22 protein-coding genes are annotated in these 25,015 nt (G+C 61.0%); 16 read left to right on the top strand and 6 right to left on the bottom strand.

The window, feature by feature from the left end:
• The first annotated feature begins 10 nt into the window (after positions 1 to 10).
• Positions 11 to 1,909, top strand: a complete 1,899-nt coding sequence (locus FIU90_RS10685) for an XrtA/PEP-CTERM system amidotransferase (RefSeq protein ID WP_152434738.1) — start codon at positions 11 to 13, stop codon at positions 1,907 to 1,909.
• A gap of 193 nt (positions 1,910 to 2,102) precedes the next feature.
• Positions 2,103 to 3,026 carry a crotonase/enoyl-CoA hydratase family protein gene (locus tag FIU90_RS10680; RefSeq protein WP_152434737.1) on the top strand — a complete coding sequence of 308 codons (924 nt, stop codon included), beginning with the start codon at positions 2,103 to 2,105 and terminating at the stop codon, positions 3,024 to 3,026.
• Between the two features lie 2 nt (positions 3,027 to 3,028).
• Here FIU90_RS10680 and zapE read toward each other — a convergent pair whose 3' ends face one another.
• Genes zapE through FIU90_RS10665 form a run of 3 tightly spaced genes read right to left on the bottom strand, consistent with a single transcriptional unit; the run spans position 3,029 to position 5,390 of the window.
• Positions 3,029 to 4,144, bottom strand: coding sequence for a cell division protein ZapE (gene zapE / locus FIU90_RS10675; protein WP_152434736.1), 1,116 nt, complete (start codon positions 4,142 to 4,144; stop codon positions 3,029 to 3,031).
• A complete protein-coding gene (locus tag FIU90_RS10670) occupies positions 4,144 to 4,608 on the bottom strand; it encodes a PaaI family thioesterase (protein ID WP_152434735.1) in 465 nt (154 codons plus the stop codon). Before FIU90_RS10670 ends, zapE begins: the two co-directional genes overlap by 1 nt.
• On the bottom strand, positions 4,608 to 5,390 hold the full coding sequence (locus FIU90_RS10665; protein ID WP_152434734.1) for a succinate dehydrogenase iron-sulfur subunit: 783 nt from the start codon (positions 5,388 to 5,390) through the stop codon (positions 4,608 to 4,610). The genes FIU90_RS10670 and FIU90_RS10665 overlap by 1 nt, the downstream gene beginning before the upstream one ends.
• 270 nt (positions 5,391 to 5,660) lie before the next feature.
• Here FIU90_RS10665 and FIU90_RS10660 point away from each other — a divergent pair, with 270 nt between their 5' ends.
• Together FIU90_RS10660 and FIU90_RS10655 are read left to right on the top strand one after the other, a co-directional pair.
• Positions 5,661 to 6,395, top strand: coding sequence for an SDR family NAD(P)-dependent oxidoreductase (locus tag FIU90_RS10660; protein ID WP_152434733.1), 735 nt, complete (start codon positions 5,661 to 5,663; stop codon positions 6,393 to 6,395).
• Positions 6,396 to 6,621: 226 nt separating this feature from the next.
• Entirely contained in the window at positions 6,622 to 7,224 is a 603-nt protein-coding gene (locus FIU90_RS10655) for a class I SAM-dependent methyltransferase (RefSeq protein WP_152435806.1), read from the top strand.
• Positions 7,225 to 7,284: 60 nt separating this feature from the next.
• On the opposite strand, the gene FIU90_RS10650 is transcribed toward FIU90_RS10655, so the two are convergent.
• On the bottom strand, positions 7,285 to 9,948 hold the full coding sequence (locus FIU90_RS10650; RefSeq protein ID WP_152434732.1) for a ribonuclease E/G: 2,664 nt from the start codon (positions 9,946 to 9,948) through the stop codon (positions 7,285 to 7,287).
• Between the two features lie 438 nt (positions 9,949 to 10,386).
• On the opposite strand from FIU90_RS10650, the gene FIU90_RS10645 reads away from it, so the two are divergent.
• The 8 genes from FIU90_RS10645 (at position 10,387) to FIU90_RS10610 (ending at position 19,432) form a co-directional block, all read left to right on the top strand.
• A complete protein-coding gene (locus FIU90_RS10645; RefSeq protein ID WP_152434731.1) occupies positions 10,387 to 11,259 on the top strand; it encodes an N-acetylmuramoyl-L-alanine amidase in 873 nt (290 codons plus the stop codon).
• Positions 11,260 to 11,350: 91 nt separating this feature from the next.
• Positions 11,351 to 13,870: a penicillin-binding protein 1A gene (locus tag FIU90_RS10640; RefSeq protein ID WP_152434730.1), complete on the top strand. Its 2,520-nt coding sequence runs from the start codon at positions 11,351 to 11,353 to the stop codon at positions 13,868 to 13,870.
• 75 nt (positions 13,871 to 13,945) lie between these two features.
• A complete protein-coding gene (prfB, locus tag FIU90_RS10635; protein WP_152434729.1) occupies positions 13,946 to 15,073 on the top strand; it encodes a peptide chain release factor 2 in 1,128 nt (375 codons plus the stop codon).
• Positions 15,073 to 15,789: a class I SAM-dependent methyltransferase gene (locus tag FIU90_RS10630; protein WP_152434728.1), complete on the top strand. Its 717-nt coding sequence runs from the start codon at positions 15,073 to 15,075 to the stop codon at positions 15,787 to 15,789. Before prfB ends, FIU90_RS10630 begins: the two co-directional genes overlap by 1 nt.
• A 145-nt stretch (positions 15,790 to 15,934) precedes the next feature.
• Entirely contained in the window at positions 15,935 to 16,444 is a 510-nt protein-coding gene (fabA, locus tag FIU90_RS10625; RefSeq protein WP_152434727.1) for a bifunctional 3-hydroxydecanoyl-ACP dehydratase/trans-2-decenoyl-ACP isomerase, read from the top strand.
• A gap of 23 nt (positions 16,445 to 16,467) precedes the next feature.
• Complete coding sequence (fabB, locus tag FIU90_RS10620) at positions 16,468 to 17,697, top strand: beta-ketoacyl-ACP synthase I (RefSeq protein WP_152434726.1); 1,230 nt, start codon at positions 16,468 to 16,470, stop codon at positions 17,695 to 17,697.
• A gap of 40 nt (positions 17,698 to 17,737) precedes the next feature.
• Positions 17,738 to 18,526: an enoyl-ACP reductase gene (locus FIU90_RS10615; RefSeq protein WP_152434725.1), complete on the top strand. Its 789-nt coding sequence runs from the start codon at positions 17,738 to 17,740 to the stop codon at positions 18,524 to 18,526.
• A 33-nt stretch (positions 18,527 to 18,559) separates the two neighbouring features.
• Entirely contained in the window at positions 18,560 to 19,432 is an 873-nt protein-coding gene (locus FIU90_RS10610; protein ID WP_152434724.1) for an FkbM family methyltransferase, read from the top strand.
• Between the two features lie 12 nt (positions 19,433 to 19,444).
• Here FIU90_RS10610 and FIU90_RS10605 read toward each other — a convergent pair whose 3' ends face one another.
• Positions 19,445 to 20,461, bottom strand: coding sequence for a D-glycerate dehydrogenase (locus FIU90_RS10605; protein ID WP_152434723.1), 1,017 nt, complete (start codon positions 20,459 to 20,461; stop codon positions 19,445 to 19,447).
• A gap of 128 nt (positions 20,462 to 20,589) precedes the next feature.
• Between FIU90_RS10605 and FIU90_RS10600 the strand changes: the two genes are divergently transcribed.
• On the top strand, positions 20,590 to 21,075 hold the full coding sequence (locus tag FIU90_RS10600) for an SH3 domain-containing protein (RefSeq protein ID WP_152434722.1): 486 nt from the start codon (positions 20,590 to 20,592) through the stop codon (positions 21,073 to 21,075).
• Between the two features lie 21 nt (positions 21,076 to 21,096).
• Here FIU90_RS10600 and FIU90_RS10595 read toward each other — a convergent pair whose 3' ends face one another.
• Positions 21,097 to 22,293 (bottom strand): acetyl-CoA C-acyltransferase, encoded by a 1,197-nt coding sequence (locus tag FIU90_RS10595; RefSeq protein ID WP_152435805.1) that lies wholly within the window; start codon positions 22,291 to 22,293, stop codon positions 21,097 to 21,099.
• Positions 22,294 to 22,444: 151 nt separating this feature from the next.
• On the opposite strand from FIU90_RS10595, the gene FIU90_RS10590 reads away from it, so the two are divergent.
• The 3 genes from FIU90_RS10590 (at position 22,445) to FIU90_RS10580 (ending at position 25,015) form a co-directional block, all read left to right on the top strand.
• A complete protein-coding gene (locus FIU90_RS10590) occupies positions 22,445 to 23,875 on the top strand; it encodes a coniferyl aldehyde dehydrogenase (protein ID WP_152434721.1) in 1,431 nt (476 codons plus the stop codon).
• Between the two features lie 163 nt (positions 23,876 to 24,038).
• Entirely contained in the window at positions 24,039 to 24,413 is a 375-nt protein-coding gene (locus FIU90_RS10585; RefSeq protein WP_152435804.1) for an NADH-quinone oxidoreductase subunit A, read from the top strand.
• Positions 24,410 to 25,015 (top strand): NADH-quinone oxidoreductase subunit B family protein, encoded by a 606-nt coding sequence (locus FIU90_RS10580; RefSeq protein WP_370515059.1) that lies wholly within the window; start codon positions 24,410 to 24,412, stop codon positions 25,013 to 25,015. Before FIU90_RS10585 ends, FIU90_RS10580 begins: the two co-directional genes overlap by 4 nt.

The raw sequence follows: 25,015 nt of genomic DNA, 5'->3' as shown, positions 1-25,015 counted from the left end.
GATACGCATTATGTGCGGGATCGCCGGAATCTTTCATGTCGAAACGCCCAAGCCGGTCGACCCCGTCCGGATCGAGCGGATGTGCGACGCGATGGTCCATCGTGGCCCTGACGGGTCCGGCGTGTGGACCGATCAGGGGGTAGGCCTCGGGCACCGTCGCCTTTCCGTGATCGACATCGAAGGATCGCCGCAACCGATGCATTCGGTCGATGGCCGCACCGCGATCGTGTTCAACGGCGAGATTTACAATTTTCGCGAGCTTCGCCGCGAACTTGAAAAGGGCGGCGCGCAGTTCCGCACCAGCGGAGACACCGAGGTGATCCTCGCCGCGTGGCAGCGTTGGGGGCCTTCGTGCCTTGAGAAGCTCCATGGCATGTTCGCCTTTGCGATCTACGACCTCGAAAAACGCCAACTTTTTCTCGCGCGTGACCGGTTCGGGGTGAAACCGCTGTTCATGGCGCGACTGTCCGATGGAAGTCTCGCCTTCGCATCCGAGTTGAAGGGTCTGCTTGCGCATCCTCTGTTGCGGCGAAAGGTCGATCCGCGCGCTCTCGATGCCTATCTCGCCTGGGGCTACGTGCCCGACTCGCACTCGATCCTTGCGGGCGTGCAAAAGCTTCCCGCGGGGCACTTCCTGCTTCTTGAACGGGGCAGAGAATTGCGCGCACCGTCGCGCTGGTGGGACGTGGATTTTTCCGATCGCGCGAAAGGCAGCGAGGCGGATCTCTCCGCACAGCTCGTCCACTTGCTGCGGGAAGCCGTCCAGTCACGCATGGTGGCGGACGTTCCGCTAGGTGCATTTCTATCTGGAGGCGTGGATTCCTCCAGCGTTGTTGCGCTGATGAGCGAGGCGAGCGCGGATCCGGTGCGCACGTGCTCGATCGGCTTCGATGTCCCCAGCGAGGACGAGACAAGCTATGCGGAACAAGTAGCTGCCAAATTTGGTGCCGAACATACCGCACGCACCGTCAGCCAGGAAGAATTCTCCGCCATCGACGAACTTGCTGCGATGTTCGATGAGCCTTTTGCCGATGCATCGGCGCTTCCGACTTGGCGCGTCTGTGCGCTCGCCCGCGAGCAGGTGACGGTCGCGCTTTCAGGTGACGGTGCGGACGAGGCGTTCGCAGGCTACCGCCGCCAGGTCTTCCACCACCACGAAGAGCGTGTCCGCTCGGTCCTGCCTGCCGGCTTTCGCGAGACCGTTTTCGGCGGCCTTGGACAGATTTGGCCCAAGGCCGATTGGGCACCGCGCCCCTTGCGCGCCAAGGCGACCCTTCTTGCGCTCGCCGAGAGCGGAGAGGAAGGTTACGCGCGCGGGCTGTCGGTGACGACATCGGACCAGCGCCATGGACTGTATTCTGAAGGAATGGCTCGCTATCTCTCCGGTTACAAAGCGGAAGACGAGCTCGTTACCCTTATGCGTGACGCCCCCGCCCGAAGCGGCCTGGACCGCGCGCAATATGCTGACCTCAAGTTCTGGATGCCGGGCGATATCCTCACCAAGGTTGACCGCACCAGCATGGCCGTAAGCCTCGAAGCGCGTGAGCCACTGCTCGACCATCGCCTGGTCGAATTCGCCGCGCGTCTGCCCGAACGTATGCGGGTGAAGGGGCAAACCGGAAAATACCTGCTCAAGAAATGCATGGAGCGGTATCTGCCCGACAATATCCTTTATCGGCCCAAGCAAGGCTTCGTCACGCCCATTGCGGCTTGGTTTCGTGGGCCGCTTGCCGGGGAAGCCCGCGCGATAGCCACCAGTTCAACGCTAGCAGAAACCGGGTGGTTCGATCCGCGCGCGCTCGGGACGCTTGCCGAGGCGCATATCTCTGGACGCGCTGACAACTCCCGTGTCCTTTGGCAGTTGCTGATGCTCGACAAGTCTTTGACTCGATTGAATTTGCAATCTTGACCCTGATGTATCTGTGACATTTGGGGCTCAATCGCCCCAATTCGGGACTCGTCGCCCCCAACACGGTAAATAATTGATTGCCAAGCGACTCCACCCTCGCTTAGTTTCCTTCGTAATGGAGCCAAACAGGCCATTCGTACGTAGGCGAGGGTAAAGAAGCCTGCGAAGACAGGGTTGTGTCGGAGTACTGCGTATGGATAGCGGAGCCAGTAGGGCGGTTCCACTCACAGGGGACGAAGAGGTTTACGCCGAAAGCGCATTGCATTCGGCCATTCCAGAAAAATTATTCTCATTGCAGGGGCTCGACGTCTTGTACGACGACACGAGCGCGACCCTGTGGACTTATATGAACCCTGAAGGTCGCCCGAGTTTTACTCCGGAAATGCTCGATGACTTCGAACAGTGGCAAGCTCTGATTGGTCAGGGCTTTGGGCCGGAAAAGGTGCCGCTGCGCTATCTCGTTCTCGGCAGCCGCGCGGCAGATGTCTTTTGCTTCGGCGGTGACCTCGACCTGTTCCAAAGACTGATCCGCGATCGGGACCGCGACGGGCTGGTCGAATATGGCCACCGCTGCTGCGCAATCCTCGACCGAAACATTCGCACACTCGACATCCCGATGATTACAATTGGATTGGTGCAGGGCGCGGCGCTGGGTGGCGGTTTCGAGGCGCTTCTGTCTTTCGACTTCATCATCGCAGAGCGCGGAGCAACCTTCGGCCTGCCCGAGATCATGTTCGGCCTTTATCCCGGTATGGGCGCGCACGCGCTGCTGTCCCGCAAGCTCGGCTGTGCCATGGCTGACCGCATCATCCTGTCCAACGAGACTTATACCGCCGAGCAGATGTATGAACTCGGCATAGTCCACGCTTTGGCGGAGCCTGGCGACGGGCTGAATGCGACCCGCGAATTCATCAAGAAGTCCGAGCGCCGGCATGCCGGTCTCGTCGGTGCACGCCGCGCAACTAAGCAGGTGTGGCAGCTCGATCTCGAAGAACTCAATCGCATTACCGAGATGTGGGCCGATACTGCACTGCAATTGCGCGAACAGGATCTAAAGGTGATGAACCGTCTGGTCGCAGCGCAAGCGCGCCTCGCGGAACGCATTGCCGCGGCCTGATCCTATTGGTCGCTTCCATGGCCTAGCGCCATGTATTCGCTGCTCTGCATTTCATTGAGCCGGCTTGCGGTGCGTTCGAATTCGAAACTTCCATCTCCGGCGACATATAATTCGTCCGGCTGAGCAGCGGCCGTGGCAAACAGCTTCACCCGGTTTTCGTATAACGCGTCGATCAGCGTTACGAACCGCGCGGCCTCGTTGCGCTTGTCTGGAGCCATTTGCGGTATGCCGACGATGATGACGGTATGGAAATGCTGGGCGATGGCGAGGTAGTCCGGCGCACCGCGTGCTTCTCCGCAAAGCCGTTTGAAACTGAAAACGCCGACACCTTTCAGTGACTTGGGAACGTGCAGGGTCCGGTTGCCTCCAACCGGTAGTTCTTCGGACGGGACGTGCTCCGCATCCTCGGGAGCGAAGTCGGTAAGGCGGAAGAATGCCTCACGGACCTTGGCCGTTGCCTCATCGCCCAATGGCGTATGCCAGGTCGCTAGGTCGCCGATCCGGTCTAGCCGGTAGTCTGTCGGTCCGTTGAGCGCGAGTACGTCGAGCTCGCTTTCGATGAGATCGATGAAGGGCAGGAAATGCTCGCGGTTGAGCCCGTCTTTGTAGAGATCGGATGGTGGGCGGTTGGATGTCGTGATCACCGTTACACCCTGCTTGCATATCAGCTGAGTGAAGAGCCGGCTCATGATCATCGCATCGGCGGAATTGCTGACTACCATCTCGTCGAAGGCGAGACAGCGGACTCCGTCCGCGAACCTCTCTGCGACCACGGGGATGGGATCGCCGACCACGTCCTTGCGCGCATCGCGGATCCTGCCGTGAACCTCCTGCATGAAGGCATGGAAGTGCGCGCGTCGTTTTTCGGGAATGCCCAGCGTCTCATGAAACAGGTCCATCAGCATCGATTTGCCGCGTCCAACGCCGCCCCACATGTAGATCCCCTGCGGCCGCACTTTCTTGCGACCGAAAAGCTGGCCGAGAAGTCCGCCGGGTGCGTCGGCCTCCAGCTCTTTCTGCAGCGCATCGAGCCGCACCGCGGCGCGCCGCTGATCAGTGTCGGGTTGCAGCTGACCGTCCGCGATCAGCTGTTCATACCGGGCGAGGAGACCCGGCATCAGCCGGCGTCGCGGGGCACGAATTTGCGGATGATTCCGCTATAGGCTGCGACACGGTCGTCATCCTGCACGACCTCGCCTCGCACGAATACGAGTTTTCCGGTTTCGCGCATGATTTCGGTCACCGCATCGAGCGGGCGCCCGGGATCGCCGCCGCCGATGAACTGGGTGGACAGCTCAAGCGTGACCGATGGGCCCGCATTCCCGGTGCCGACAACATGCATTGTCGTGAACATCGAGATGTCGATCAGACCGAGCGTTACAGCACCATGGATGATGCCCTGCAGATTTTCGTGTTTGCGCTCCGGAAACATGCGCAGCCGGCACTTGTCGCCTTCTCGCCGGGTGATGAGCCTTCCCATCACCGCGCCGTTAAAGAGCGATTCGTCTTTCAGGTTCCAATGATGCCAGCCCGGATTGTCCGGGTCGGGCAGGTGATCGAAAACGTCGTCCTTGAGCGCCATCAGATGGCGCGTTCGGCCATCATCTTCTTGGTTTCGGCGATTGCCTTTGCCGGACTGAGGCCCTTGGGGCAGACATTCGCGCAGTTCATGATCGTGTGGCAGCGATAGAGGCGGAAGGGATCTTCGAGCTGGTCAAGGCGCTCGCCGGTCATCTCGTCGCGGCTGTCAGCGAGCCAGCGATAGGCCTGTAGCAGGATGGCCGGGCCGAGGAACTTGTCGCTGTTCCACCAATATGAAGGGCATGAAGTCGAGCAGCAGGCGCACAAGATGCATTCGTAAAGGCCGTCGAGTTTCTCACGCTGTTCGGGCGTTTGCAGCCGCTCCTTGCCCGAAGGTGTGGGGCTGACGGTCTGAAGCCACGGGCGGATGCTCGCATATTGCGCATAGAAATGCGTGAAGTCGGGGACGAGATCCTTGATCACCTCCATATGCGGCAGAGGCGTGATCCGGATTTCGCCTTTCAGATCCTCTATCGCGGTGGTGCAGGCGAGACCATTCTTGCCGTTCATGTTCATCGCGCACGACCCGCAAATCCCTTCGCGGCACGAGCGGCGGAAAGTCAGCGTCGGATCAACTTCGTTCTTTATCTTGAACAGCGCATCCAGAACCATCGGACCGCATTCGTCGAGGTCGATCTCGAACTTGTCGTATCGCGGGTTTTTTCCGCTGTCTGGATCGTAACGATAGACCTTGAAGCTTTTCACCCGCTTCGCACCCTCGGCCTTGTGGACCTTGCCGTCTTTCCGGATCTTCGAATTTTTGGGGAGGGTGAAAGTGGCCATGACGATTGAATCCCGTAGTCGTTTGCGACCTATCTAACGGCTTGTCCGTTTGAGGCAAGACGCGCGGTGTTGAGAGCTTTGAGAGGGCGATTGCCCTCCAAGCAAGTGCTTTGCAATCTGCAACGGCGAAGTTGACGAAGTTGACACCGTGTCAGGTCCAAAAACGGCAAGGCGAGCGCTGAGTTCCACTAATCCGGTGTCGATTTGCGAAGTTGACACTTTTCCAACCGAAACGCGGAACCGGTTCATCTTTCCCGCGCTCTACCTTGCATGAACGAGGTAGTAAAATGGCCACGGACCGCTGCGGTGTTCGGAAGTTCGGGCGGGATCGGACGGGCACTGTGCGATGCGCTTGCAGAGTACGGTTGCGAGACGATCCATGCCGGTTCGCGCGCTGGGGAAGAGCCGGTGGGACCGCAATTCTCGCCATTCGGTTTCGACCTCAGGGACGAGAGCAGTATTGAGGCAGCAGCCGCGGCCATGAAAGACGATCCGCCCGAATGGGTGATTGTGGCGAGCGGCGTTCTCACCTTGGCCGACGGAACCGGACCTGAGCGAACACTCAAGCGCCTGGACGCTGCCGCGATGGCCGAAGTGCTGGCATTGAACACGATCGGCCCCGCGCTCATCGCCAAGCATTTTCTCCCGCTCATGCCGCGTTCTGATCGTTTCATATTTGCAGCGCTTAGCGCGCGTGTCGGTTCGATATCGGACAACCGGCTTGGCGGGTGGCATTCCTATCGCGCGTCCAAAGCTGCACTCAACATGCTACTCAAGAACTTTGCGCTCGAAATGGGACGCACGCACAACCAGGGTGTTATCGTCGGGTTGCATCCGGGCACGGTCGACAGCAGGCTGTCTGAGCCGTTTCAATCGAACCTGCCCGAAAACCAGTTGACGGAGCCACACGAGGCGGCCGGCAACCTGCTCTCGGTGCTCGCAAGCCTCGAGCCGGAAGACAGCGGGAAGGTTTTCGATTTCAAGGGCGACGTTGTGCCGGCGTAGTCCGCATTCACCAGCAGCGCCTATGTGGCCAAAAATGCCGCGATCAGCCCGCCGATCGAGAGGAAGCGGAACGTACGTCTGTCGACGGTCCGGGAAACCCGCACTGCTGCTCGTATCTTTGTTAGTTTTGGCAAAAAGTCTTTTGCAGGTAACCTGACGTTCTCGCCTGATTGGCTTCGCGAAGGGAGGACGCGTGGGATTGGGTCAATGGTACGACGCGCATATTATGCCGCGCCTCGTCACTTGTGCCTGCAGCCAGGGACAGGTGATGAAGCGGCGTTCGATGCTCGTGCCGCTGGCTCGCGGTGACGTGTTCGAGCTCGGCTGCGGTGGCGGGCTCAACCAGCAATTCTACGATCCTGCCGGGATCAGCAGCTTTTCGGGGATCGACCCGCATGCAGGACTGCTCGAAGAAGCGCGGGAAGCTGCGCTGGCAAAGGGCTGGAACGCCGATATCCGTCAGGGGGTGGGCGAGGCGATCCCTTTCCCCAATGCCCAATTCGACAGTGTGGTGTGCACCTTTACTCTCTGCTCGGTAGAAGATTCAGCGCAGGTGCTCAGCGAAATCCGCCGCATTCTGAAGCCAGGCGGAAGTGCACTTTTCCTAGAACATGGCCGCGCACCCGATCCGGGCGTCGCCAGGTGGCAGGACCGGATCGAACCTGTCTGGAAGCGCCTTGCGGGCGGATGCCACCTGACAAGGCCTATCGGCTCGGCGTTTCGCGGGGCGGGTTTCGATGTCGAACCTCTGGGGCAGGGCTATCTGCCCAAGGCCCCTCGATTTGCAGGCTGGAACGAATGGGGCGTGGCCCGAAAATCGGGATTTTAGGTCTGGCACGAAAAAGGCCGGGGGTCCGCTAGACCGCCCGGCCTGTTTCATGGTCTGGCCTTATTCGCCGAAGGTGCGTTGCCACCATCCGCGTTTCTTGCCACCTTTTTCAACGCTGGCATCATCGTTGGCGGATGCCTCTTCGGTCGCGGCAGGCGTTTCGTCCTTCTTCGCTTTCGCGCGGGACTTGGCCTTTGCGGGCTTTTCGTCGGCGGCGTCATTCGCCGCTTCGCCTTTGGTCTCGACGGTATCGTCAGCCTTCTTTTTGCGCGGTGCACGTTTGCGCTTCGGCTTCTCCTCGGCGGGAGCCTCCTCTTCCACAGGTGCGTCCAATTTGGCTTCGGCCTCATCGGACTTCTTCTTGCGCGGTGCACGCTTGCGTTTGGGCTTTTCTTCCGCCTGGACTTCCTGTTCCGCCATTGCTGCGGCGGTTTCGGGTGCATCGTCAGGGCCGGCAACGACAGCCATGTCTTCCTTGACCTGTTTGGCGACGTCTTCGAGCTTTTCCGCGTCCTCTTCGCTTACGATCTCGTCGGTCTTCTTACGACGGCCCCGGCCACCGCGACGCCGACGACGCTTGGGCTTGTCCTCACCATCGTCCTCGGACGATTTTTCGTCCTCGCCATCGGAATCTTCGGAGGCATCTTCGGCGTCTTCCGCACCTTCGTCCTGGCGTTTCTTGCCGCGACCGCGACCGCCACGACGGCGGCGACGTTTCTTCTTGGGCTCGTCGTCTAAGTCCGACGCATCCTCTTCGAGAATTTCGTCCTCGTCCTCATCATCATCGACAATAGGTTCGAACTTCGGTGCCTCGGCGGGGCGGGGGCCGGCGCTCGAAACGCTCATTTTCGCGCCTTCGTCCTCGCCCTCCGGCTTCACTTCGACGGTAACGCCATAGCGTTTCTCGATCTCGACCAGCTCGTTGCGCTTTTCATTGAGCAGGTAGATCGCCGCCTCCATGCTTGCGCTGAGGCGAATGATGGTGCCTTTGCCCTTGGCCGCCTCGTCTTCGATAAGGCGCAGCGCGGAAAGTCCAGCGGACGATGCCGTGCGGACGAGCCCGGTGCCGTCGCAGTGCGGACATTCGCGTGTCGTCGCCTCGAGCACGCCCGTGCGCAGGCGCTGGCGGCTCATTTCCATCAGGCCAAAGCCAGAAATGCGGCCGACCTGGATGCGCGCGCGATCGTTCTTAAGCGCCTCCTTCATCGCCTTTTCGACTTTGCGGACATTGGAATTGTATTCCATGTCGATGAAATCGATGACGATAAGCCCCGCCATGTCGCGCAGACGAAGCTGGCGGGCGATCTCACGCGCGGCTTCGAGGTTGGTGTGAAGGGCGGTCTGCTCGATCCCGTGTTCCTTGGTCGAGCGACCGGAGTTGATGTCGATCGAGACCAGCGCCTCTGTCGGGTTGATGATCAGGTAGCCGCCCGATTTGAGCTGAACCATCGGATCGTACATCGCGCGCAGCTGGTCTTCCGCACCGTAACGCTGGAACAGCGGGACAGGGTCGGAATAGGCTTTCACACGGCGGGCATGGCTTGGCATCAGCAGCTTCATGAACTGCTTGGCGGCCTTGTAGCCTTCTTCGCCCTCGACCACGACTTCCTCGATCTCGCGATTGTAGATGTCGCGGATCGCGCGCTTGATCAGATCGCTGTCGGAATGAACGAGCGACGGTGCCGTGCTGGAAAGCGTTTTCTGGCGAATCTCATCCCACAAGCGTGCGAGATAGTCGAAGTCGCGCTTGATCTCGGTCTTGGTGCGGCTCAGGCCTGCGGTGCGGACGATCAGCCCCATGGTCTTGGGTAGTTTCAGATCGGCGACGACCTGCTTCAACCGTTTACGGTCGCTGGTCGAGCTGATCTTGCGGCTGATCCCGCCGCCATGCGAACTGTTTGGCATCAGCACGGTGTAGCGACCGGCGAGGCTGAGATAGGTGGTAAGCGCCGCGCCCTTGTTGCCGCGCTCCTCCTTTACAACCTGAACCAGCATTACCTGACGGCGATGGATAACGTCCTGGATCTTGTACCGGCGACGCAGCGCCATGCGCTTGGCGCGGACTTCGTCGACTTCCTTCGCGCGGCTGCGGCCTTTGCCATTGCCTTTGCCGCGACCCTGACGGCGGCGACCGCGACCACGGCGACCGCGGCGCGGCTTGTCTTCATTCTCGTCCTCGGAGGCCTCTTCAGCGTCCTCGTCCTCGCCGCTCTCTTCGTCCTCGTCTTCGTCCTCATCGTCCGAATCGTCGTCATCCGACGTTCCGTCTTCGATGGTCGCGACCTCGTCTTTTTCGGAGGTGTCGATTTCCTCCAGTCCGTCTTCGGCGAGGTCCTCTGCAAGAGCTTCGGCGCTTTCATCCTCGGCGTCGTACTCCTCGCCGGGCGAAATACCCTCTTCCTCTTCCTCGTCGCGGAGGCGAGCTTCTTCCTCGGCGGCCTGGGCTTCCTCTTCGAGAAGGGCCTGCCGGTCTTCGGCCGGGATCTGGTAATAATCGGGATGAATCTCGCTGAATGCGAGGAAGCCGTGCCTGTTGCCGCCGAAATCGACGAACGCGGCCTGCAACGAAGGTTCGACCCTCGTGACTTTCGCTAGATAGATATTTCCCTTGATCTGCTTGTGTTCAGCAGATTCGAAATCGAATTCCTCAATCCGGTTGCCCTTGAGCACCGCCACCCGGGTCTCTTCCGAGTGGCGCGCATCGATAAGCATGCGCGTTGCCATTAAATATTCTCCAGGCGCCCGCTCGTCTCGCCGGAGAACGGCGGGAGGGGCGCGTATTGTGTGATGAATTGATGCGCGAGCTGATCGCGCTTCGTGTTGCATTCGCATCTCGCCGTGTGACCGAGGAGCCTGCGATATTCGTGTCTGCTGTGAGCGAGTTGCGGAATGTGTCCGCGCTACGGCCCGCAAACGCGCAGGCGCCATCGGGGCGCTGCGACAAAATTTGCGAGGAGAAGCGTCTCGTCACTGCATCAACCTGTAATGTGGTCCCTTTTGGCGGAATGCCGGGAATGGAACCTTGCGATAGAAGCCCAATTGTACCTGCGGTCGGATGCCGTAGGGGCCGCCCGGGTTTCAGGCCCTAGCTGCTAGCACCGTGGGTTTCGTCCCGCAACTCTATTGCGCATCACTAGGCCTACATCCTAAGCGAATTTTGCCATGAGCATCCGGACCTTGCTGCTGCTGTTGATCGCTGTGCCCGCCGTCGTCATCGGTGGTGCGGTGGCGCTCGGCATAAAGTTTCCGATACCCGATTGGGGGCGCGAATATGTCCTCAGCTTCGTGATCGCCGAGGAACCACCGGCATTTTCCCTCCCCGAGATCGAAGGTCCCGACGACCCGGATCGTCCGCTCGTTGTAATCGACGCAGGACATGGCGGTCGCGATCCAGGTTCGGTCAGCGGCAATGTGCGCGAAAAGGACATCGTCCTCGCCATCGCTCTGGCGCTGCGCGACGAACTGCTCGCCAATGGCGGGATCAGGGTCGCTTTAACGCGCGATGAAGACAAGATCGTGCCGCTCGCCGATCGCCCGGAAATTGCGCGGCAACTGGGCGCCGACCTGTTCGTGTCGATCCACGCCGATTCGGCCGGAGAGCTCGACGAGATATCCGGTGCGAGCGTCTACACGCTTTCCAGCGAGGCTTCTAGCGAGGCGGCGGCCCGGTTCGCTGCGCGCGAAAACAACGCCGACCGAGTGAACGGCCTCATCATCGAGGGACAGAGCGACGAGGTGAGCGCAATTCTCGTGGAATTGTCGCAGGCGCGCACCCAGGAGGACGCCTCGGAATTCGCCTCGCTCATCACACGGGAAGGGCGGGGCGAGATCGAGTTTCATCCCACAGCCCCGCGCCGTTCCGCCGCACTCGCGGTGCTGCGCGCACCCGACGTGCCATCGGTGCTGTTCGAAAGCGGCTTCGTAACCAATGAAACCGACCGCACAAGGCTGACCAGTGAAGAAGGTCGGCGGCAATACGCGAAGGTGCTTGAACGGGCGATCAGGGTATATTTCGCACGTCGGCTAGAGACATGAACCGTTCATCCCCAACCGCGATAACGCGTTCAAAATCGTGTCCGAACCCGCTAGCAAGTGTCGCCTTTCCCGTGCTAATCCCCACTTCGCAATGACCGACATGCAATCTGCAAGCTTTCCCGATTATTTCCGCTACCGGGTAACCCGCGACCTTGGCGGTGTTGCTGCGTGGTTCGGCGACAAATGGCGCAACAGCTGGCTGTTCAAAATCGCGGCGTTCCTGGTCGGCCTGGGGATTGTGGTCTGGATCGCGTTGTTCGTCTGGCTCGCGAGCGACCTTCCCGATGCCGAAAGTCTTGTCGATTACGAGACCCCGTTGCCGACCGTGGTGCGAGGCATCGACGGCGAGATCGTGCATTCCTACGCCCGTGAGCGCCGGGTGCAGCTGCAATACCGGGATTTTCCCGAGCGGCTGATCGGGGCTTACCTTTCCGCAGAAGACAAGACGTTCTTCAGCCATGGCGGGGTCGACTACACCGGCACGGCCAATGCAGTGATCGATTACGCGACCAAGTACGGCTCGGGCGATCGCGCTGTTGGCGGTTCGACAATCACCCAGCAGCTCGCGAAAATCCTGCTTCTTGGTGATGAGTATTCGGTCACCCGCAAGCTCAAGGAAATGATCCTGGCCGGGCGCATCGAGGACGTTCTTTCGAAAGAGGAAATTCTCGAACTCTATCTGAATGAAATCCCACTCGGTCGCCGCTCGTTCGGTGTGCAGGCAGCATCGCGAGCATATTTCGACAAGGATGTGGGCGAGCTCGACCTTCACGAGATGGCCTTCCTCGCGATCCTGCCGAAAGCGCCGGAGCGCTATGGACGCCGCGGTCAGGAGGAGGCCGCGCTGGCTCGCCGGGATTTCGTGCTCCAGCAGATGGAAGCCAACGGCTACATCACAGAAGCCGAGCGTGCCGAAGCCGCCGCGCAGCCCCTCGGTCTCGTCACCCAGCGGACTGAGCGTTCGGTCGATGCCGGCTACTTCCTCGAAGAAGTCCGCCGCCAGCTGATCGACCAGTTCGGCGAGACGGCCGAAGACGGTGAGAACAGCGTCTATGCCGGCGGTCTTTGGGTCCGCACCTCGCTCGATCCCGAACTGCAGGAGGCGGCGCGCAAGGCTCTTCGTGCCGGTCTGATGCGCTATCACGGCACGCGAGGGTGGACTGGTCCGATCGCGACCATCGATGTCAGCGAAGGGAATTGGGCAGGGCAGCTCGCAAGCTCGTATCTCGGCATACGTTACGAGGACTGGCGCGTCGGCGTAGTGACCCAGCGCAGCGGCTCATCGGCAACCATTGGCTTTTCCAATGGCGAGGAAGCGCCACTTTCGGGCCTTCCGAACTCGCTTAAGGCGGGAGACGTGATTGCCGCGCGTCCAAGCGGCAACGGCTTTCGCGTCGCGACCATTCCAGAAGTATCCGGCGGCTTCCTGGTCGAAGCGGTGCAGACCGGCCGCGTGCTCGCAATGCAGGGCGGGTTCGACCACCGCTTGACCGACTTCAACCGCGCGACTCAGGCCGAGCGTCAGCCGGGCTCGACCATCAAGCCGTTCGTCTATGCGGCGGGCCTCGACAATGGTCTCACGCCGGCTTCCGAAGTCCCGGACAAGGAATTCTGCGTCTGGCAGGGCTCGCGCCTCGGCAACAAGTGTTTCACGAACTTCGGCGGATCGCGCGGCGGCGGGGTCTATCCGATGCGCTTCGGACTGGAACAGAGTCGCAACCTGATGACGGTGCATATCGCCTCCGAAGCCGGGATGGAAAACGTCGTGCAGACCTTCAAGGCGGTCAATATAGGCGACCATCCACCGTTCTACGCGAGCGCGCTGGGATCGGGCGAAACGACTGTAGGCCGCATGGTCAACGCCTATGCCGCGCTCGCCAATCTCGGTCGCCTGCACGAGCCGACGGTGATCGATTACGTGCAGGACCGTAGAGGCAAGGTCATCTGGCGCGCCGACAGGCGCCAGTGCCAGGGCTGCAACATGCCCGAATATGATGGCCGGCCTATGCCGCGCCCAGGGCCAATGGGCCGTGAAGTAATGGACCCGCGCACCGCCTTCCAGGTCGTCCATATGCTCGAGGGCGTGGTTCAGCGCGGCACTGCTACGCGCCTGCGCGATCTTGAACTTCCGCTGTTCGGCAAGACCGGTACCACTACCGGACCGACGAATGCTTGGTTCGTTGGCGGTTCGCCAGAATTCGTGGCGGGCGTCTATATCGGCCACGACCAGCCCAGGAATCTCGGCGGGTGGGTGCAGGGCGGAAATACCGCCGCGCCGATCTTCAAGCAGTTCGTGCAGGAAACTCGCGACCGCTGGCGCGACGAGCCGGCGATCGCGGCTCCCGGCGTGCGGATGGTTCGCATCGACCGCCGCACCGGCAAACGCGTTTTCGATGGTTGGCCAAGCGACGATCCGCAGGCTGCGGTAATCTGGGAGGCGTTCAAGCCCGACACCGAGCCTTCACGCTCGACGCGGCAGGACGAGATCGCTGCAAAGCGCGACGAGATCCTTGAACTGATCCGCGCCGCGCGCAGGGGCGGTAGCGGTCAGGTCCAGAGCAATGACGGCCAACCGAGCGACTTTGTGGAAGAGCAGGGCGGCATCTACTAGCCGCTTCACCCCTGCGCTTTACAATCGCGTGCCCCGCGCTAAGCGGGGCGGCAACACGTTTTCAAGGAATTGACTATGCGGGCCGAGGCCCAGGCCAATATCGACCGGATCGAAGCAGCGCTCGATCTGGTGCGCCAGTCGCTCGACTGGGACCGTGCGCTGCGCCGTCTCGACGAGCTCAATGCGCGCGTGCAGGACCCGACCTTGTGGGACGATCCCAAGGAAGCGCAGGCGGTCAGTCGCGAGCAGAAAACCCTCGAGAATGCGGTCAACACGGTGAAGGAAATTTCCGCCGAGATGGCCGATGCGATCGAGTTCATCGAAATGGGCGAGGCAGAAGGCGAGGAAAGCATCGTCAATGAGGGGTTGAAGAGCCTCGAGAAACTTGCCGCACGCGCCGATGCCGACAAGGTGCAGGCGCTGCTTTCGGGTGAGGCCGACGGCAACGATACCTATCTGGAAATCCATGCAGGCGCAGGCGGGACCGAGAGCCAGGACTGGGCGGAGATGCTTTTCCGCATGTACACCCGCTGGGCCGAAAGGCGCGGCTTCAAGGTCGAAACGGTCGAATACCAGGCCGGCGATCAGGCCGGGATCAAGTCTGCGACGATCCTGATCAAGGGTGAAAACGCCTATGGCTATGCCAAGACCGAAAGCGGTGTACACCGGCTCGTCCGCATCAGCCCGTACGACAGCAGCGCGCGCCGCCACACTTCGTTTTCGAGCGTGTGGGTCTATCCGGTGATCGACGATGATATCGATATCGAAATCAACCCCGCGGACCTCAAGATTGACACCTACCGTGCATCAGGCGCGGGCGGCCAGCACGTCAACACGACCGATTCCGCCGTTCGCATAACTCACCAGCCGACCGGCATAGTGGTGGCGAGCCAGAACGATCGCAGCCAGCACAAGAACCGCGCGACCGCGATGAACATGCTGAAGGCCCGCCTTTTCGAACGCGAGATGGCAGAACGCGAAGCGGCGGCTTCGGGTGAGTACCAGGAGAAGAGCGACATCGGGTGGGGCCACCAGATTCGCTCCTACGTGCTCCAGCCGTACCAGATGGTGAAAGACCTTCGCACCGGCGTCACTTCGAGCTCGCCCGACGCGGTGCTCGACGGAGCGATCGACGAATTCATCTCCGCCGCGCTTGCCCAGCGCGTTACAGGTGAGACGGTTGAAGTGGAGGATGTCGACTAATGCGTCCGCAGATGTTTGCATTGCTGCTGGCGGTTCCGCTGCTTGCTGCCTGCGAAGACCTCGGTACCGCGCAGGATCGTCCTGAAACTGCAGTCGAATTCCCGCTGCCCGATCGTCCCGTCGCCGACGTCATCTCCAACCAGTTCTCGAACGAAGACGCCCGCGACGAGCGCAACGAAGCGCAGATCGTGATGGACCTCGCCAATATCGAACCCGGCATGACGGTCGCGGATATTGGCGCAGGCGAAGGGTACTACACAGTGCGCCTCGCTACTCGTGTTGGTGAAGACGGGCGCGTGCTGGCTCAGGACATTAGCCGAGAGGCGCTGCAGCGGCTTGGACGCCGCGTCGAACGCGAGCGGCTCGAGAATATTTCGATCAAGCTTGGCCAGCCCGACGATCCGCAACTGCCGGTCGACAGTTTCGACCGAATTTTCCTCGTCCACATGTATCATGAGGTGACGGAGCCTTACGCCTTCCTCTGGCGTATGTGGCCGGCGCTGACAGAGGACGGCCAGATCATCGTCGTCGATGTCGACCGACCGACCGACAGGCATGGCATCCCGCCAAAGCTACTGTTCTGCGAGTTCGAGGCGGTGGGCTACAATCTGGTGGAATTCATCGAGCGTCCCGACATCCGCGGCTATTTCGCACGGTTTCAGCGAGGCGAGAAGCGGATCGAGCCAAGCGCAATCAAGCCCTGCAGCAATGGATAAGAATGCCGCGCTGGGCTGCGGAAAGCGGTGCGATTGCGAATGGCAACCAATTGCCGGACAAAAGCTCAAGCGCCCTTTCCAGCAACAATAGGGGGTGCTAGTCGCCCCCTCGAACATTCGAATAACACGGGGAGTACCGCCGGGGATGACAGATTTCCCAACCAGCTTTGACCGCGACGATTTGCTGAAATGTGCACGCGGCGAGTTGTTCGGTCCGGGCAATGCGCAATTGCCCGAACCGCCGATGCTGATGATGGACCGGATCACCGACATTTCCGGCGATGGCGGCGAGCATGGCAAGGGTCATGTTGTGGCGGAATTCGATATCAAACCGGACCTGTGGTTCTTCGAATGCCACTTTCCCGGCAACCCGATCATGCCCGGCTGTCTCGGTCTTGATGGTCTCTGGCAGCTGACCGGCTTCAACCTCGGTTGGCGCGGATGGCAGGGACGAGGCTATGCGCTCGGCGTGGGTGAAGTGAAGCTCACCGGGATGGTCCGACCAGATCGAAAAATGCTGAAATATTTCGTCGATTTCACCAAAGCGGTGCAAACGCGTCGTTTGACGATGGGCGTGGCCGATGGCCGGGTCGAGGCCGATGGTGAGGTCATCTACCAAGTCAAAGACATGAAAGTCGCCTTGTCCGAGGCGTAATCTGACAGAGGCATAGGGGTAAAATGCGTCGCGTCGTCATCACAGGGCTGGGGATCGTATCCTCGATCGGCAACAACGCCGAAGAAGTGCTCGCCTCGCTCAGGGCGGGCAAGTCGGGCATCACATTCAACGAGGATATGGCCGAACACGGCTTCCGCTCGCAGATCGCGGGGGCTGTCGATCTCGATGTGTCAGAGCATGTCGACAAGCGCACGCTGCGTTTCATGGGGCCGGGGGCGGCCTATGCCTACATCGCGATGGGGCAGGCCATCGCCGATGCGGGGCTTGAAGAGAAGGATGTCGTCAATCCGATGACCGGGGTGATCGCCGGATCGGGCGGTCCCTCTACCTCGGCCATGCTCGCCGCGCATCAGACGGTTCTCAAGACTAACGGCACGAAGCGCATCGGCCCGTTTGCGGTACCAAAGTGCATGTCTTCCACCGTGAGCGCAAACCTCGCGACGGCCTATCAGATCAAGGGCATGAACTTCTCGATCACTTCGGCGTGTTCGACCTCGCTCCATTGCATCGGCATGGCGGCGCAGCAGATCGCGCTGGGCCAGCAGGACTTAATGTTCGGCGGTGGCGGAGAAGAACTCGACTGGACGCTGTCCTGCCTGTTCGACGCCATGGGAGCCATGTCGAGCAAGTATAACGACACGCCCGAACGCGCCTCGCGGGCCTTCGATGCCGACCGCGATGGCTTCGTCATCGGCGGTGGCGGTGCAATCGTGGTGCTCGAAGCGCTCGAACATGCGCAGGCGCGCGGCGCGAAAATCTACGCCGAAGTTACCGGCTTCTGCGCTACGTCCGATGGAGCCGACATGGTTGCGCCTTCGGGCGAGGGCGGCGAGCGTTCGATGCGCGGGGCGCTGAAGTCACTCGGCGAGGATCGCACTGTCAGCTACATCAACGCGCACGGTACATCGACGCCGGTCGGCGATGTGGGTGAGATCGAAGCGGTTCGTCGGGTATTTGGCGACGGCACAACCCCTCCTGTCAGTTCCACGAAATCGATGACCGGTCACAGCCAGGGCGCGACCGGCGCTCAGGAGGCGGTCTACTGCCTGCTGGCGCTGGAGAACGATTTCATCATTCCCTCGATCAACGTCGAAACGCTCGATCCGGCACTTAAGCCGGAAGAGATCGCGACCGAGATTGTCGAGAATGCGCGGCTCGACACGGTGATGACCAATTCCTTCGGTTTCGGCGGCACCAATGGAACGATGCTGCTGTCGAAATTTCGCGGGTGAGTTTTCGGTCTTCGGGCCGCCTGAGTATGGGTGATTGAAAATGGGCGTTCTTCAAGGAAAACGCGGCCTGGTAATGGGCGTCGCCAATGAGCGCTCGATTGCCTGGGGCATTGCAAAGGCGTGCGCCGAGGCAGGCGCGGAACTGGCCTTCACCTATCAGGGCGAGGCATTCGGTAAACGCCTTGAGCCGCTTGCGGAGAGCGTGAATTCCGATTTCCTCCTGGACGTCGACGTCACCGATGACGCATCGCTGGATGCAGCCTTTGGCGAGCTCCAGGACCGGTGGGGCAGGCTCGATTTCGTGGTCCACGCCATTGCCTATTCCGACAAATCGGAACTGACAGGCCGGATACTCGATACGACGCGTGCGAATTTCAAGAACTCGATGGACATCTCTGCTTACAGCTTCATCGACGTGGCGCGCCGCGCGCATCCAATGATGGTCGAGAATGGCGGCACCCTTTTGACGCTGACCTATATGGGCTCGACCCGCGTGACGCCGAACTACAACGTCATGGGCGTGGCGAAGGCTGCGCTTGAAGCTGAAGTCCGATACCTTGCCGATGATCTCGGCCCGGAAGGAATCCGCGTAAACGCCATCAGTCCGGGGCCGATGAAAACGCTCGCAGGATCCGCCATTGGCGGCGCACGCAGGACGTTCAAACACACCGAGGCCAACGCACCGTTGCGCGCCAACGCCACATTGGAAGCGGTGGGAGGAACGGCGGTCTATCTGTGTTCCGATGCAGGCTCCTGCACGACCGGCGAGATCATCCGCGTGGATGGCGGTTTCCACGTTCTGGGAATGCCGCAGCAGGAAAATCTCTGACCGGAGCTGGCGGTCTTGTTTTGGCGGACGAGCATGATCAAGCCCATTCGATTCCTGCTGAAGCACCCGCTCAACCGTCGTTCCAAAATAAAGGCACTGAGCCGCTTTGTGCGGTGGCAGCTGGCCAGCAGGCTCATCGGACGCCCAATCGCGCTTCCGTTCGTTGAAGGGACTTCCCTTCTGACCGAGACAGGCATGACCGGGGCGACTGGTAATTGGTATTGCGGGCTTCACGAACAGGACGAGATGGGCTTCGTCCTCCATGCGCTTCGCCCGGAAGACCTGTTCGTCGATGTCGGCGCTAACATCGGGAGCTACACAGTGCTCGCGGCAGGCGGGGTGGGCGCGCGCGTCATCGCGTTCGAGCCGCATCCCGGCACCTTCGACAAGCTGGAAGCCAACATCGCCTTCAACAGGCTTATGCCGCGCGTGACAGCGCATTGCTGCGGCCTTTCAAACGAGCCAGGAGAATTGGCGTTCTCCGCCGATGCCGACACGATGAACCATGTGATGCAGGCGTCGGAGACCGGGCCTTCGATTACCGTCCCTGTCCGCTCGCTCGACGAAGCTCTCAATGGTGAAGTACCCGTGGTCCTCAAGGTCGATGTGGAGGGCCATGAGATCCCGGTCATTCAGGGCGCCAAGGGGACTCTTTCAAATAGCCGTCTGAAGGCTGTCCTCATGGAGACCAACGGCTCTGGCGAGCGCTATGGGTTCTCAGACGACGACATCATCGAGCATATGGCGGGTTTCGGTTTCGAGGCGTGCAGCTACGATGCGATCGTGAGGTCGCTCACCAAGCATCAACCGGGCAGTGACAACACGATCTTTGTGAGGGACCCCGACGAAATGCAAAAGCGATGCAGCGCGGCGCGGACCTATATGCTCATCAACGGCACCATTTAGGGTCCCTACTCCTCAGTCAATCAGCGCGGTCAGCACCTGGTCGGGCGGGCGGTGGCCGTCGGCCCAGAAACGGATGTTTGCGATCACCTTCTCGCCCGAAGCCTCTCGGCCTTCCGCGGTGGCGCTGCCGATATGAGGGAGGGTCATGACGTTGGGGTGCTTCAACAGCCTCTCGTCGACATTGGGTTCGTCCGGATAAACGTCGAGCCCTGCACCAGCGAGTTTGCCTGAATAGAGCGCTGCGATCAGCGCATCCTGGTCGATCAGTTCGCCGCGTGCGGTGTTGATGAGGCTGGAACCCTCTTTCATCAGTCCGATCCGCCGTTCGTCCATCAACCCGCGCGTTTCCTCAGTCAGCGGGCAATGCAGGGTGAGGATATCGGCCTCGGCCACCAGTTCATCGAGGTCGGGCACGTGGCGCGCACCGAGCATGCGTTCGAGCGCTTCGGGTACGCGTTTGCGGTTATAATAGGCGACCTCGAGCCCGAAGGCGCGAGCGCGGTGCGCAACCGCCTGACCGATCCGGCCCATGCCGACAATTCCCAGCACCTTGCCACCGAGCTTCCTTCCCAGGAGGCCCGAAGGCGCCCAACCGGTCCATTCCCCCCGCCGAACCAGCGCGGTGCCTTCTCGGATCCGGCGAGGTACGCCGATAATCCCTGCCATCGCGATATCGGCGGTGTCGTCGGTGAAAACGCCCGGCGTGTTGGTGACCATGATCTGGCGCTTTGCTGCGGCCTCAAGGTCGATGTGCTCGGTCCCCGCACCGAAATTCGCGATCAGTTTCAGGCGCTCGCTCGCTGCTGCGATCATTTCCGCGTCGATCGTGTCGGTCACGGTCGGCACCAACACGTCGCAATCCTGCATCGCCGCGACCAATTCCTCGCGGCTCATTGGCTTGTCCTCGGTGTTGAGAAGCGTTTCGTAAAGCTCGCTCATCCGCGCCTCGACGCTAGGAATCAGGTGGCGGGTGACGACGACTTTCGGCTTGCCCGATGGAAAATTCGGCGGAGTGTGAGGTGCGGCCATGGCTGGAGGGATTGGGCGATCAGGGCAGGGCGGTCAAGACACCGTTCGACGCGCTTTCTCCATGCACAAGAAAAATCAGCATCATCCCGGCTTGAAGCGCGTGCCCGTGCAGCGCTATCAGTCGAGTAATGACCGCATTCCGTCTTTTCGCCGTTCTCGCCCTTACTGTTTTCCTTGGCCTCGTTATCGCGACCGATGGCGCGAGTGCACAGGACCGTGAAACGCCGTACTGGGCCTCGCTCCGCTATGACGAAGTGCGCATGCGCGTAGGCCCTAGCCAGGAATACCCGATTGAATGGGTATACAAACGCAAAGGACTGCCGGTGAAAGTCGTGCGCGTGCGCGAGTCGTGGCGTTTCGTGGAGGACCCCGAAGGTGATCGAGGATGGATCGCGCGGAGCCAGCTTGTTCCTGATCGCGGTGCGCTCGTAGTAGGCGAAGGATTGGTGGACATGCGCGCCGCTGCCAACCCGGCATCTGCGCTCCGATGGCGGGCCGAACCGGGCGTGGTCGGCAAGCTTCTGCGCTGTGAGGCGAACTGGTGCGAGATAGACGTTGCCGGGCGCATAGGCTGGGCACCGCAGGAGCGGCTGTGGGGCGCGGGCGAGCCTTAGCCCGCCCGGCACCGCAACCAATCAGACCAGTTCGACAGCCACTGCGGTTGCCTCGCCGCCGCCGATGCACAGGCTTGCGACGCCGCGGGTCTTGCCTTGCTTTTTCAGGGCATTGAGCAGCGTCACGATGATGCGCGTACCGCTTGCGCCGATGGGGTGGCCGAGTGCAGTCGCGCCGCCGTTGACGTTGATCTTGTCGTGCGGAATGCCGATGTCCCGCATCGCGAACATGGCGACGCAGGCGAAGGCTTCGTTGACTTCCCAAAGGTCAACATCGTCGACGCTCCAGCCGGCATTCTTGAGCACCTTCTCGATCGCGCCAACGGGAGCAACGGTGAAGTCCTTCGGCTCGCGCGCATGGGCGGCCATGGCGACGATCTTTGCAACGGGCTGCGCGCCCTTTTCCTTCGCCACGCTTTCGCGGGTCAGGACGACGGCGGCCGCACCGTCCGAAATAGAGCTAGAGGTGGCGGCAGTGATCGTGCCGTCCTTGGCAAATGCGGCGCGCAGGGTGGGGATCTTGTCGGGACGGCCACGTCCCGGCTGCTCGTCGACCTCAACCGTCACTTCGCCCTTGCGCGTCGCGAAAGTTACCGGGGCGACCTCGTCGGCAAACGCGCCGCTTTCGATGGCTGCATTCGCGCGGCGGAGCGACTCAATCGAGTATTCGTCCTGCTCTTCGCGGGTCAGCTGGTATTCGTTGGCGGTATCCTGCGCGAAAGTGCCCATCGCGCGGCCTTCTTCATAGGCATCTTCAAGACCGTCGAGGAACATGTGGTCATAAGCTGTATCGTGGCCGATGCGCGCGCCCGAGCGGTGCTTTTTCAGAAGGTATGGCGCGTTCGTCATGCTTTCCATACCGCCCGCGATCACCGTATCGACCGTGCCGCTGGCGAGCGCCTCTGCACCCATGATCACGGTTTGCATGCCGCTGCCGCAGACCTTGTTGACCGTCGTGGCCTCGACCGACTTCGGAAGACCTGCTTTGAGAGCCGCCTGTCGGGCAGGGGCCTGGCCGAGGCCAGCGGGGAGCACGCAGCCCATGTAAGCGCGGTCGAAATCCTCGCCCGAAAGGCCCGAACGCTCGACCGCCGCCTTGACCGCCGTTGCGCCGAGATCGGTCGCAGAAACGTCAGCCAGCGCGCCCTGCATCCCGCCCATCGGGGTGCGAGCGTAGGAGAGGATCACGATCGGGTCGCTGGCGGAAAACTGGGTCATCATCGGGCTCCGTAAATGGGGAGGAAACTGTCGGGGTCGATGTAATGCTGCGCTGCGGCAATGGCAATCGGATTACCCTTTGCTTGCCAATAGCCCGGCTTTCCGCGAAACAATGGCAAAACGAAACCCAAACGCCTTCGGGAGAGAGACCATGGCCGACGACCGCCGCCAAGAACAAGAAGCCATCCTCAAGCGCCAACGCGAGGCGTTCACCGCGTCGCGTCCAGAATCGATGGCGATGCGCAAAGACCGTATCAAGCGCGCGATGACACTGCTTAAGGATCATGCGGAAAATCTGTGCAAGGCGATGAGCGCCGACTTCGGCAACCGCTCGATCGAGCAATCCATGCTTACCGACATTGCCGGCACGGTTGGCGCTGGGAAGCATGCGCTCAAAAACATGGACAAGTGGGCCAAGACCGAAAAGCGCCCGGTCCAGTTTCCTCTCGGCTTGCTGGGTGCGAAAGCCGAAGTCCGCTACGAGCCAAAGGGTGTGATCGGCATTCTAAGCCCATGGAATTTCCCGGTGAACCTAGCCTTCTCGCCGCTCATGCAGATCCTTGCCGCGGGCAACCGCGCGATGATCAAGCCGAGCGAGTTCACCGAGCGCACCAGCCTGCTAATGGCCGAACTGGTCGAAGAATATTTCACGCCGGACGAGGTCGCGGTCATCACGGGCGGACCGGAAGTTGCGGCGGCGTTTTCCTCGCTGCCCTTCGACCATCTCGTCTTCACCGGCTCGACTCCGACGGGCCGCAAGGTGATGCAGGCGGCGGCCGACAACCTCGTTCCCGTAACGCTCGAGCTCGGCGGCAAGTCGCCGGTCATCATGGGCCGCAGTGCGGACTATGCGAAGGCGGGTGAGCGCATTGCTCTCGGCAAGATGATGAATGCAGGCCAGATCTGCCTCTCGCCCGACTACATGTTCGTGCCCGAGGACAAGCAGGACGAAGCCGTCGCAGGCGTCTCAAACGGTGTCGCCAACATGTATCCTACGCTGCTCCACAATGACGATTACGCCTCGATTGTTTCGGACAACCACTTCGAGCGGTTGAACGGCCTAGTCGAGGATGCGCGCGAGAAAGGCGCGGAAGTGATAGAGGTCAATCCGGGCGGCGAGGATTTCTCGAATGCAAACCAGCGCAAGATGCCGCTCAACATCATCAAGAACGTCAACGACGAGATGAAAGTGATGCAGGAGGAAATCTTCGGGCCCGTCCTGCCGGTCATGACCTACAAGGCGGTCGACCAGGCGGTGGATTACGTGAACGAGCACGACCGTCCCCTCGGCCTCTATTACTTCGGCGACGACAAGGCCGAGCAGGAGCGTGTTCTGACCCGCACCATTTCGGGCGGCGTGACCACGAACGATGTGATTTTCCACGTCTCGATGGAGGATCTGCCGTTCGGCGGCGTTGGCCCGTCGGGAATCGGCAGCTATCACGCCATCGAAGGCTTCCGCGAATTCAGCCACGCCCGCGCCGTCTACCACCAGCCCAAGATCGATGTCGCGAAGCTCGGTGGGTTCAAGCCCCCCTATGGCAAGGCGACCCGCAAGGCTGCGTCCGCGATGATGAAATAGGGGTGGAATAGGCCTCAACCCGTATTGGCGGGGTGGGGTTCGATTTTCTGCAACAGGAATACGCCGATTTACCCGAGTCGCGCCCTTGCGTGGGGAAGGCGACACGCCTAGAGGCACGCGCAAGGGATTATGTCCCCGGGATACATCAACTTTGGGTAGCGCCGTGCTCGATCTCAGCCAGTATCTGCCGATACTGATTTTCATCTTCATCGCCTTCGGGCTGTCGGTCCTTTTCGTGTTCCTGCCGATGGGCGTCTCGCGCCTCACCGGCGCGCACAATCCGGACGCGGAAAAGCTTTCCGAATACGAGTGTGGTTTCCCCGCTTTCGAGGATGCGCGCAGCCAGTTCGATGTGCGATTCTACCTCGTCGCCATCAGCTTCATCATCTTCGACCTAGAGGCAGCATTCCTGTTTCCCTGGGCGGTGAGCCTGGGTGAGACGCAATGGGTCGGATGGATCGGCATGATGACCTTCCTGTTTATCCTCGCCGTTGGCCTCGCATACGAATGGAAGAAGGGAGCTCTGGACTGGGAATGAGCACCTCGAATAACTCCACGATCATCACTCCGCCGACCGCGCCGCTGACGGCTGCGGAAGCGGCTGCGACCATGCCGACCGCCAAGGGCGGCGAGGTGAAGCAGCCCGACTCGGATTATTTCAACGCGCTCCAGACCGAGGTGAACGACAAGGGCTTTCTCGTCACTTCGACCGAGGACGTTTTCCAGTGGGCGCGCACCGGCTCGCTGTGGTGGATGACTTTCGGTCTTGCCTGCTGCGCGGTCGAGATGATCCATGTAAACATGCCGCGCTATGACATGGAGCGCTTCGGCGCAGCCCCGCGTGCGTCCCCGCGCCAGTCGGACCTGATGATCGTCGCGGGTACGCTCTGCAACAAAATGGCTCCGGCGCTGCGCAAGGTCTATGACCAGATGTCGGACCCGAAATACGTGATCAGCATGGGTTCGTGCGCCAATGGCGGCGGCTACTACCATTACAGCTATTCCGTCGTGCGTGGCTGCGACCGGATCGTGCCGGTCGACATCTACGTGCCCGGCTGCCCTCCGACTGCTGAAGCGCTGCTTTACGGCGTGATGCAGTTGCAGCGGAAGATCCGCCGCGCAGGGACGATTGAGCGTTAA

Origin of the sequence: Erythrobacter sp. THAF29, assembly GCF_009363635.1 — a bacterium.
Taxonomy (GTDB): domain Bacteria; phylum Pseudomonadota; class Alphaproteobacteria; order Sphingomonadales; family Sphingomonadaceae; genus Erythrobacter.
This window is presented reverse-complemented; position numbering and strand designations above follow the sequence as displayed.